The organism is Actinomadura soli, assembly GCF_005889715.1.
Taxonomy (GTDB): Bacteria; Actinomycetota; Actinomycetes; order Streptosporangiales; family Streptosporangiaceae; genus Spirillospora; species Spirillospora soli.
The window spans coordinates 1-9866 of the sequence record NZ_VCKW01000284.1; the positions used below are offsets into that span (position 1 = coordinate 1).

Consider the following 9866-nt stretch of genomic DNA (forward strand, 5'->3'; position numbering starts at 1 on the left):
CAGGGTGCCCTTGTAGACGACCTCGTAGCCGGACCCGGCGATCGCCCACACCGAGTACCCGAACGCCAGCAGCGCGATGACGGCGGAACCGGCCAGGCGCCGGCCGGAGAACGCGGTGCGGTCGGTGTAACCGGGGGTGGTGATCTGCCTCGCCATCGCGAAGCTCCTTCCGGGATGGCGCGCCGCCCAGTGGCGGCTTTACGGTGCCGATTCCAGCGTCTGCCGCCCGCCGGTATGGGCGTAGGGACCTTTGTCCTGTGGTGACCGCCGTCCGGCCCCTGCCTGCGGCACCGGGTCCCTTCAATGGGCGGCCATCGGGGGACGCGGAATCGGTGGCAGGGTTCAGCCGGTCGCCGCGGTGCCGTGGTGCGATCTGCGGCGCGTGTGCCGGAGCCGGGCCATGTGCTCCACCCGGGCGCGCAGGCGGGTGCCGGCCAGGCTGATGGCCTCGGGCATCGAGGCCGCCGAAGCGTAGGCGTTGACCGGCACGCCGTTGAGGTCGACCCGCAGCGAGACCAGGTTCGGCCGCGGCACGGCGGGATCCGGGAGGACGTTGAGGGTGATCTTGGCGTGCAGGACCGGGCGCGGGGCGTGCGCCAGGACGCGGGCGACGACGTCGCGGGCGTGCTGGATGTCCTCCTGCGGGACGTTCTTGATGGTGGTGACCTGGATGTCGAGTTCGTTCGGTGCTGTGTCGGGCACGGCGGCCTCCTTCGGGTGAATGGATCAGCGCCGCCAGCGTCGATCTTGCGCGCGCCTCCGCCCCAGGGACTTTCGTCCCGGTTCATGCCGCCGTACGGCCCGGGCGACGCCGCCGCGGAGCGACTTGGCGATCCGGCTCGGTGATCTGTCCAGGAGGGCCGATGGTCCCGTGTCCCGCGGACCGATGTCCCTCCTCGGGGACGGTCTGCGCAGGTCAGGCTGAAGGTGACCGAAACGGCGGAGACGCGAGGGGAGAGGGCATGAACACCGAGCCGATCACGGGGGTCGTCGTCGGCTATGACGGCTCTGAAGGCAGTGTCCGGGCTCTGGACTGGGCCGCTGATGAGGCCCGGGCCCGCGGCATGCTGCTGACCGTGCTGCACGCCTGGGGCGCCTACCGCGGCGGCCCGATCGCTGTGCCCGTCCTGGATGTGAGGAGGATCGCGGAGGGCACCCTGAACGGCGCCTTGGAGCATGTCCGGAAGGTGATGCCCGAGGTGAAGGTGCGGGCGGTGCTCAAGCGCTGGCCGGCGCCCGGCAGCTTGATCGAGGCGGGCGAAAGCGCGGATCTGATCGTGCTGGGCCCGCGCGGCCTGGGCGGATTCACCGGGCTCGTGCTCGGCTCGGTGGGTGCGCAGGTGGCCGCGCATGCCGCGTGCCCGGTCATCATCGTCCGCGGCGCCCCGGGCCCGCACTTGGAGCAGGAGCAGGGGCAGAGCGCTGGGCGCGTGGTGGTTGGCGTGGACGGTTCAGCGGCCTCGCGGGCGGCATTGGCGATGGGCTTCGCCGAGGCCGACGCCCGCGGGCTGTCGTTGAGCGCGGTCGTCGCCTGGGATCCGACGCCCGCGAAGGACCTGTCGGCGCTGGTGGACGAGGCGGGTCTGCGCCAGGCGGCCGAGACCGCCCTCGCTCGGATGATGATCCCGCTGTGCGAACGCCACTCCGGCGTGGAGGTGAAGACAGAGCTCGTGACCGGAGCTCCGAGGGAGGTCCTGATCGACGCGGCGGGCGACGCGCGCCTGCTCGTTGTCGGCTCGCGAGGGCTGGGCGGTTTCCGCGGCCTGCTGCTCGGCTCGGTCAGTCACGCGCTGGTCCACCACGCGCCGTGCCCGGTCGCGGTCGTCCGCGCCTGGTCCGGGACGGAAAAGGACGAAGGTCCCGGCCGCGGGTGACCTTGGGACGCTGAACCGCTACCCGGCCGCGTCGGACGCTGGAGACATGACCGAGAGGCTTATCGAAGGGCGCGTCTTCGCGCTGCTGACCGACGGCACCCAGACAGAGATCAGGCGGCTGGGCGACGCGGACCGCGAGGCGGTCCGCGAACTGCACAGCGCGTTGAGCGAGGAGAGCCTCTACCTGCGGTTCTTCGGCATCAACCGGGCCATGGCCGCCCAGGTCGCCGCACGCGTGTGCCGCTCGGACGGCGACGATCACGCGGCGCTGGGCGCATGGCTGGGCGAGGAACTGATCGGGGTCGCGGAGTACGAGCCGACCGGCGTCCCCGGCGAGGCGGAGGTCGCGATGGCGGTCGCCGACCGGATGCACCACCGTGGCGTCGGGACGCTCCTGCTGGAGCACCTGGGATCGCTGGCCCGCGCCAACGGCGTCGTCGCCTTCCGCGCCGATACCCTTCCCGCCAACACCCCGATGCTGCGTGTGTTCGCCGACGCCGGGATGCCCGTGCGGCGCCGGACCAGCGAGGGCGTGGTCGAGTTGACGATTCCACTGGTGTCCGACGCCGCCGGGTACCTGGACGCGGTCGGCGAACGGGAGCGGCGCGCGGACGTCGCCAGTCTGGAACCGCTGCTGCGGCCGCGGGTGGTCGCGGTCGTCGGCGCGTCCCGGCTCCGCGGGACGGTCGGCGCGGAGATCGTTCGCAACATCGTCGCCGGCGGCTTCGCGGGCGCCGTCTACGCGGTCAACCCGCATGCGGCGGGCACCGACCTGCACGGGGTACCGTGCGTCGCCGCGCTGGGCGACCTCCCGGAGCCGCCCGATCTGGCCGTCATCACCGTACCGGCGGACGCCGTCGTCCAGGCGGCGGCCGCGTGCGGGCGGGCCGGGACGTCCGCGCTGGTGGTGATCAGCTCCGGGCTGACCGCCGAGCAGGGCCGCGACCTGCTGGCGGCCTGCCGCGAGCACGGCATGCGGCTGGTCGGCCCGAACTGCCTGGGCATCGCGAACACCGCGATCGGGCTGGACGCGACGTTCGGCGCCCGTCATCCGGCCGCCGGCGCGGCGGGTGTGGCGGTGCAGTCGGGCGGCGTCGGGATCGCCCTGGTCGAACAGCTGTCCAGGCTCGGGGTCGGCCTCTCCACATTCGCCTCCGTCGGGGACAAGTACGACGTCAGCGCCAACGACCTGCTCATGTGGTGGGAGTCGGACGAGACGACCAGGCTGGGCATCCTGCACGTGGAGTCGTTCGGCAACCCCCGCAAGTTCGCCCGCACGGCCCGCCGGGTCGCCGCGAAGATCCCGCTCCTGACCGTCCTGGCGGGACGTTCCGCCCCCGGCACCCGCGCGGCCGCCTCCCACACGGCGGCCGCCGCGACCCCCGAACTCACCCGCCGCGCGCTGTTCGCCCAGGCCGGCATCGTGGCCACCGACGACCTGGGCGAACTGGTCGACGCCGCCGCGCTGCTGGCGACCCAGCCGCTGCCGGCGGGCCCGCGCGTGGCCGTGGTGTCCAACGCGGGCGGCGGCGGGGTCCTGGCCGCCGACGCCTGCGCAGACGCGGGCCTGACCGTCCCGGTCCTGGGCGAGGCCACCCGCCGGCGCCTGGCCGCGATGCTGCCGTCCTGCGCCGCGGTCGCCAACCCCGTCGACACCACCGCCGCCGTCCCCGCCGACCTGTTCCGCGAGACGATCGAGGCGGTCGCCGCCGACGACGCCGTCGACATCGTGCTCGCCCTGATCGCCCCGACCGCACTCGGCGACCTGCGAACCGCGCTGGACGGCGAGCCTGCCACCGGCCACAAGCCGATGGCGGCCGTGATCCTGGGCCAGCCGGAAACCGTCGCGATCACCGACGACCAGATCCCGTGCTACGCCTACCCGGAGAACGCCGTCCGCGCGTTCGCCCACGCCTGGTCGCACGCACGGCGCCGCGGCGTCCCGTCCGACGCGCCACCAGCCCTCTCCGGACTTCGACCGGACGAGACGTCCCGCATCGTCGGCGAGTTCCTGTCCGGCACGCCGGAGGGCGGGTGGCTGCCGCCCGCCGAGACCTTCCGGCTGCTGGAGTCCTACGGCCTTCCGCTCGCGCCATGGCGCTGGGCCCGCACCCAGGCCGAAGCGGTCGCGGCCGCCGGCGAACTGGGCGGCCGGGTCGCGCTGAAGGCGCACGTGCCCGGTGTGGTGCACAAGACCGCGGCGGGCGCCCTGCAGCTGGACCTGCACGGGGACAAGGACGTCCGCGACGCCTTCCGGTGGCTGGCGGGCCGCTTCGGCGACGACCTCGAAGGCGTGGTCGTCCAGGCGATGGCGGACGAGGGTGTCGAGGTGCTGTGCGGCGCCGTCCAGGAAGAGGTGTTCGGCGCCGTGGTCGTCTTCGGCGCCGGCGGCATCGACACCGACGCCCTGGCCGACCGCGCCGCCCGCCTGGCCCCGCTCACCGGCCGCGAGGCCGACGACCTGATCCGAGAGCCCCGCCTGTCCTCCCTGCTGCTCGGGCACCCCGCCCGCCCGGCGGGTGACGTCGCGGCGCTGCGCGACGCCCTGCTGCGGCTGTCCCGCCTGGTGGCCGACCACGCCGAGATCGCCGAACTCGACCTCAACCCCACGATCGTCCGCCTGGACGGCGTCGTAGCCGTCGACGCCCGTGTTCGTGTCGCGCCCCGCCGGACATGGGACCCCTACCTGCGCCGCCTCCGCTGACGGGAGGGACATCGTGCGACGTCACCACCCGGGAGCCGGGCAGCCCGCGGGCGCGGGCACGACGGCCGCCGATCCGCGCGAGCCGTTGCCGCTGCTCCGCAAGGAGCTGCGCACCGGTGACCGGGGGCTGTCGGGACGCGAGGCGGCCCGTCGGCTGGCCGTGTACGGGCCGAACCAGGTCCGGCGGCGGGAGAAGCGGTCGCTGTCCCGGCTGCTGTCCGCCCAGCTTCTGCATCCGCTGGCGCTGTTGCTGTGGGGCGCGGGCGCGCTGGCGTTCATGGCCGGGATGCCGGTGCTGGGCTGGGCGATCCTTGCTGTGATCGTGGTGAACGCCGTGTTCGCGCTGCTGCAGGAGCACCAGGCCGAGAACGCGGTGGAGGCGCTGGCCGCCTACCTGCCGGAAATGGCCCACGTGGTGCGGGACGGACGCAGGCAGGCGGTGGGGGCCGCCGCCCTCGTCCCCGGAGACCTCATCGTCGTGGAAGAGGGCGACAAGATCCCCGCCGACGCCAGGCTGACCGGCGGGGGGCTGGAGGTCGACCTGTCGATGCTGACCGGCGAGTCCGCTCCGGTGGAGCGGGTGGCGGCCCCGGCGGAGCCGGGCGTCGCCCTGGTACACGAGCCGAACCTGGTGTTCTCCGGGACGACCTGCACCGGAGGAGAGGCGAAGGCGATCGTGTTCGCCACCGGCGGGCACACCGAGCTGGGCCGTATCGCCGCGCTGAGCCAGCGCGCGCCTCGCCGCGACAGCCCGTTGGAGGCGCAGGTCAAGCGGGTCGCGTGGCTGATCGCGGCGGTGGCGGTCGGCATGGGCCTGGTGTTCCTGCTGATCGGCGCGCTGGTCGGGCTGCCGCTGACCGACGCGCTGATGTTCGCGATCGGGCTGCTGGTCGCCAACGTCCCCGAAGGGCTCCTGCCGACCATCACGCTCGCGCTCGCGGTCGGCGTGCGGGTCCTGGCGAAGCGGGGCGCGGTGGTCAAACGGCTCAGCGCGGTCGAGACGCTCGGCTCGACCAACGTCATCTGCACCGACAAGACCGGCACCCTGACCCAGAACCGGATGCGGCTCCAGGCCCACTGGACCCCGCAGACCGGCACCGTTACCGGTCCCGGAGCCCCGCCCGCCGAGCTGGCGCGGGCGATGACCGAATGCACCACGGTCTCCTACGGCGAGGACGGCGAGCTGCAGGGCGACCCGACGGAGATCGCGCTCGCCGAGGGAAGCGGACCGGGCCTGCCCGCGCGGCTGGCGGCCCGCGACGAACGCCGCCGCGCGCTGTTCCGTTTCGACGCGCGGCTACGGATGATGTCCACGGTCGCCCAGCATGATGGGCGCTTTCGCGTGTACGTCAAGGGCGCGCCGGAAGCCGTCCTGGCCCGGACGTCCGGTGCCGATCGTGACGCGGTCATGGCGGTGGTCGCCGATCTTGCCCAGCGCGGGCTGCGGGTGCTGGCGGTCGCCGTGCGGGACCTGCCGCCCGGCGCCGGCGCTCCGGCCCGCCGCGAGGACGCCGAGGCCGGGTTGCGGCTGCTCGGGCTCGCCGGCCTGTACGATCCGCCGCGCCCGCAGGTCGCCGGGGCGGTGCGGCGCTGTCACGACGCGGGCCTGCGCGTCCACATCGTCACCGGGGACAACGGCGCCACCGCGGCCGCCGTCGCCGCGGAGGTCGGCATCGGCGTCCCCTGCCTGCACGTGGTCGCCGAGTCCGAGCGGATCCACGACCACGAGCTGGACGAGCTGCTGACCGGCGACGCCGAGATAGTCTTCGCCCGGTCCTCGCCGGAGACCAAGCTCAAGGTCGCCGACGCGTTGCGGGCCCACGGCCAGATCGTGGCGATGACCGGGGACGGTGCCAACGACGCCCCCGCGCTGCACCAGGCCCACATCGGCGTCGCGATGGGACGGTCGGGCACCGACGTGGCCCGCGAGGCATCGACGATGGTGCTCACCGACGACAACTTCGCCACGATCGTCACCGCGATCGAGTCGGGGCGCCGCGTCTACGACAACGTCCGCAAGTTCATCCTGTACATCTTCGCGCACGCCGTCCCGGAGATCGTCCCGTTCCTGGTCTTCGCGCTGAGCGGGGGGCTGGTGCCGCTGCCGCTGACCGTTCTGCAGATCCTCGCCATTGACCTGGGCACCGAGACCGTCCCGGCGCTGGCGCTCGGCCGCGAGCCCGCCGAGCCCGGCATCATGAACCGCCCGCCGCGCCCGTCCCGGCAGGGGGTCATCTCCCGCGACATGCTGATCCGGGCCTGGGGCTACCTCGGCCTGGTCTCGGCGGCGCTGGTCATGTCGGTGTTCTTCTACGTGCTGTGGCGGGCCGGGTGGCACCCTGGCGATGCCACCGGTGAGGGCGCCGCGCTCCACCACGCGTACCTGACCGCCACCACCGCCACGTTCGCGGGGTTGGTCACCTGCCAGATCGGCACCGCCATGGCCGCCCGCACCGACCACGCCTCCCTCCGCGAGGTCGGCCTGACCAGCAACCCGCTGCTGCTGGCCGGGATCGCCTTCGAACTGATCTTCGCCGCCGCCTTGATCTACCTGCCGCCCCTGCAGGGCCTGTTCGGCACCGCCGCGCTGTCGTGGGACGTGCTGGCCATCATCGCCACGTTCCCCGTGATCGTCTGGGCCGCCGACGAACTGCGTCGCCGCCGCCGCGTCAGGGCTTTGTAGGGTGTTTCCGACCGGCCGGGCGTTCGCCCTGCTGGGCGGACTGCAGGAGCATGGCCGCGATGAGGCTGTCCAGCCAGGCAAGGGCGGCCGCACAGGCTGTGCGGGTGCCCGCGACGCCGCAGTGCTCGTCGAGCGGCGGTAGCAGCTCGCGGACTTCGGCGGCCAGCGGCTGGGAGACCGAGCGGATCAGTTCGTCACGCAGGACGTTGAACATCATGGCGGCTCGGTGCGCCCCGGCGGTGTCGGCACCGGCGGCGTGCAATTCCTCGTTCATGGCGGACAGGAGCCGCCAGGTGCGCAGCAGCCGGGTGGGCGCGGTCACCTCGTAGCCTTGGCGCGCTTCGCGGCCGTCGCCGATCGGGATGGTCATCTGCGCCGGGCGCGGCGTCGGGGCGGCCGGGTCGTGGCGGTCGGGTGGCTGGTGTCGGGCGATCATCTGTGTCGCCTCCTCGCGTTCGGAACCGAGTGTGGCCGGTTCGGGTTCAGGGCAGGCGGACGTGGCCGTTGCGGGCCTTCCACAGGAAGTACTTCTCGAAGGCGAGCTTGGCCGCGTGCGCCTGGGGGCCGGGGAGCAGCACGCCCGCCCGGCGCGGCGGGAGCATGCGGTCGGCGAGGATCATCACGCCGTTGTTGCCGGCGTCCATGACGCAGATGGCGGGGATGTCGCCGAAGCTCTTGTGGCGCGTCTGCTCGTCGCCGCGGATCCGGGCGGCGATGTTGGCGGCTGCCACGCGCGCTTGGACTTCGGTGGGGAAGCCGGTCTTGGGGACGCCGACCGGGATGGCCGTGGTCCACGGGACGGTCACGGCGGCGGCGATGCCGACGGCGTAGATGTTCGGGTAGGTGATCGCCTGGTAGGTGTCGTGCACGGGGACGAAGCCCTTGGCGTCCGCGAGCCCTGGGGTGGCGGCGATGACCTGCTGGCCGAGGAACGGCGGGATGATCACCGAGTAGGTGAAGTCGAGCGCGCCGCCGTCGTCCAGCAGGAGTTTTCCGGGGGACGCTTCGGCCAGTGCCGTGCCGGTGATGGCTCTGATGCCCTCCTTCTTGCAGAACAGCTTGAGGAGGCGTTCTCCGCCGGGCAGGCCGCCGATGCCGAAGTGGCCGAGGAACGGTTCGGCGGTCACGTAGGTCAGTGGCACCCGCTTGTTCAGCCCGGCCTTCCTGAGCTGGTAGGCGGTGTTGAACAGGAACTCGTAGGCGGCGCCGAAGCAGCCGGTGCCCTGGGTGGCGCCGATGACGACGGGGCCGGGGTCGTCCAGGAATCGTCGCCATCCTTGGCCCGCCTGCTCGGCGTCGGGCAGCGTGGTGATGGTGTGGACGCCGTTGGCGGTCTCCAGGCCGGGCAGGACGGCCATGTCGTTGCGGTAGCCGGTGGCGATGATCAGGTAGTCGTAGCCGTAGGTCCCGGCCGTCGTCTTCACCCGCTTGGCAAGGGGCGCGATCGCCTTGGCCTCGGCGTGGACGAACTCGACGCCGTGCGTCTCGAAGGTCGGCGCGAGCGGGAAGGTGATGTCGGCTCCGGTGCGCTTGCCGAACGGCACCCAGATGAGCGAGGGGTTGAACAGGAACCGGTCGGACGCCGACACCACGGTGACGTCCACGTCGCCGTCCAGGGCGTTCTTGACGCTGATCGCCGCGGTCAGCCCGCCGAAGTTCCCGCCGAGGACCAGGACCTTCTTGCGCATCGCGCTCACCTTCTCCGGGTAGGTGCCTTCACCTCCAGGTTCGCGCCGGGGCGGCCGGTTCGGTACGCGCGAAGGTCCCTTCTGGGCAAGGACGTTCGGTCCTGCCGGCCGGGCACGATCGCTCGCCCGGCTCAAGCCGGCGATGATGGGACGTGCGGTGTCCCCTTGAGGAGTTCGTCGATGCCGTCACAGATGCCTGCGCACAACGTCCCCAGGTCGGGGACGGCGTCGCGGTCGGCGGTGACCCCGAACGACAGGCCGCCGTCGTAGGAGACGACGCCGATCGAGATCCGCAGGCCGACGGCGATCGGGATGTAGGGGGCCAGCTCCAGCATCCTGCGGCCCATCACATACAGCGGGAGCGGCGGCCCCGGCACGTTGGTGACGATCGTGTGGACGAGCGGTTGCCGCAGCCGCAGCGCCGTATGAGCGGCCACGGCGAGCACTCCGGGAGCGGCACCGAGGAGGTTGACGAAGGCGTCAGGGCCGATGGCCTGCCCGCCGGTCTTCCAGGCGTCCATCTGCTCGCGGATCAGCCGGAACCGGCGCAGCGGGTCGGCCTCGCCGCACGGCAGGTCGACAAGGACGGCCGACACGCGGTTCGACAGGACGCCGCGCTCGCTGGTCGGCCGCACCGAGACCGGGACCAGGGCACGCACGACCGAATCCTGCGTGAGCATGCCGCGCGCGGCCAGCAGATCCCGGAACCCGGACGCCGCGGCGGCCAGCACGACATCGTTGACCGACCCGCCGAGCGCGCAGCGGATCCGGGCCACCTCGGCCATGTCAGCACCTAATGGCGGTGCATCGGTCAGGCCGGGAAGGCAGGATCGGTGGCTGATGAAGCCGACCGGTGGGTGAGCACTGTTCATCACCAGGCCCGCTGTGCGAGGTCGAGGGCTAGATCGTGCCCCCAC

General features: G+C 72.8%; 7 protein-coding genes. 3 read left to right on the plus strand and 4 right to left on the minus strand.

Features of this window, described 5'->3' with window-relative positions; all coding sequences use genetic code 11:
- Nucleotides 1-342: 342 nt before the first annotated feature.
- On the minus strand, nucleotides 343-702 hold the full coding sequence (locus tag ETD83_RS35095) for a hypothetical protein (protein ID WP_138649512.1): 360 nt from the start codon (nucleotides 700-702) through the stop codon (nucleotides 343-345).
- A gap of 260 nt (nucleotides 703-962) precedes the next feature.
- Here ETD83_RS35095 and ETD83_RS35100 point away from each other — a divergent pair, with 260 nt between their 5' ends.
- From ETD83_RS35100 to ETD83_RS35110, 3 genes are read left to right on the plus strand one after another with little or no spacing between them, the layout of a single operon-like run.
- Complete coding sequence (locus ETD83_RS35100) at nucleotides 963-1874, plus strand: universal stress protein (protein ID WP_171064615.1); 912 nt, start codon at nucleotides 963-965, stop codon at nucleotides 1872-1874.
- A 46-nt stretch (nucleotides 1875-1920) separates the two neighbouring features.
- Complete coding sequence (locus tag ETD83_RS35105) at nucleotides 1921-4578, plus strand: bifunctional acetate--CoA ligase family protein/GNAT family N-acetyltransferase (protein ID WP_138649514.1); 2658 nt, start codon at nucleotides 1921-1923, stop codon at nucleotides 4576-4578.
- Nucleotides 4579-4591: 13 nt separating this feature from the next.
- On the plus strand, nucleotides 4592-7261 hold the full coding sequence (locus ETD83_RS35110) for a cation-translocating P-type ATPase (protein ID WP_138649515.1): 2670 nt from the start codon (nucleotides 4592-4594) through the stop codon (nucleotides 7259-7261).
- On the opposite strand, the gene ETD83_RS35115 is transcribed toward ETD83_RS35110, so the two are convergent.
- The 3 genes from ETD83_RS35115 to ETD83_RS35125 form a co-directional block, all read right to left on the minus strand.
- Nucleotides 7248-7697, minus strand: a complete 450-nt coding sequence (locus ETD83_RS35115) for a hypothetical protein (protein ID WP_138649516.1) — start codon at nucleotides 7695-7697, stop codon at nucleotides 7248-7250. The genes ETD83_RS35110 and ETD83_RS35115 overlap by 14 nt on opposite strands.
- Nucleotides 7698-7743: 46 nt before the next feature.
- Nucleotides 7744-8949, minus strand: a complete 1206-nt coding sequence (locus tag ETD83_RS35120; protein ID WP_138649517.1) for an NAD(P)/FAD-dependent oxidoreductase — start codon at nucleotides 8947-8949, stop codon at nucleotides 7744-7746.
- 131 nt (nucleotides 8950-9080) lie between these two features.
- The gene (locus tag ETD83_RS35125) at nucleotides 9081-9734 is read right to left on the minus strand and encodes a WS/DGAT domain-containing protein (RefSeq protein ID WP_171064616.1); all 654 of its coding nucleotides are present in this window, start codon (nucleotides 9732-9734) and stop codon (nucleotides 9081-9083) included.
- Between the last annotated feature and the right edge of the window lie 132 nt (nucleotides 9735-9866).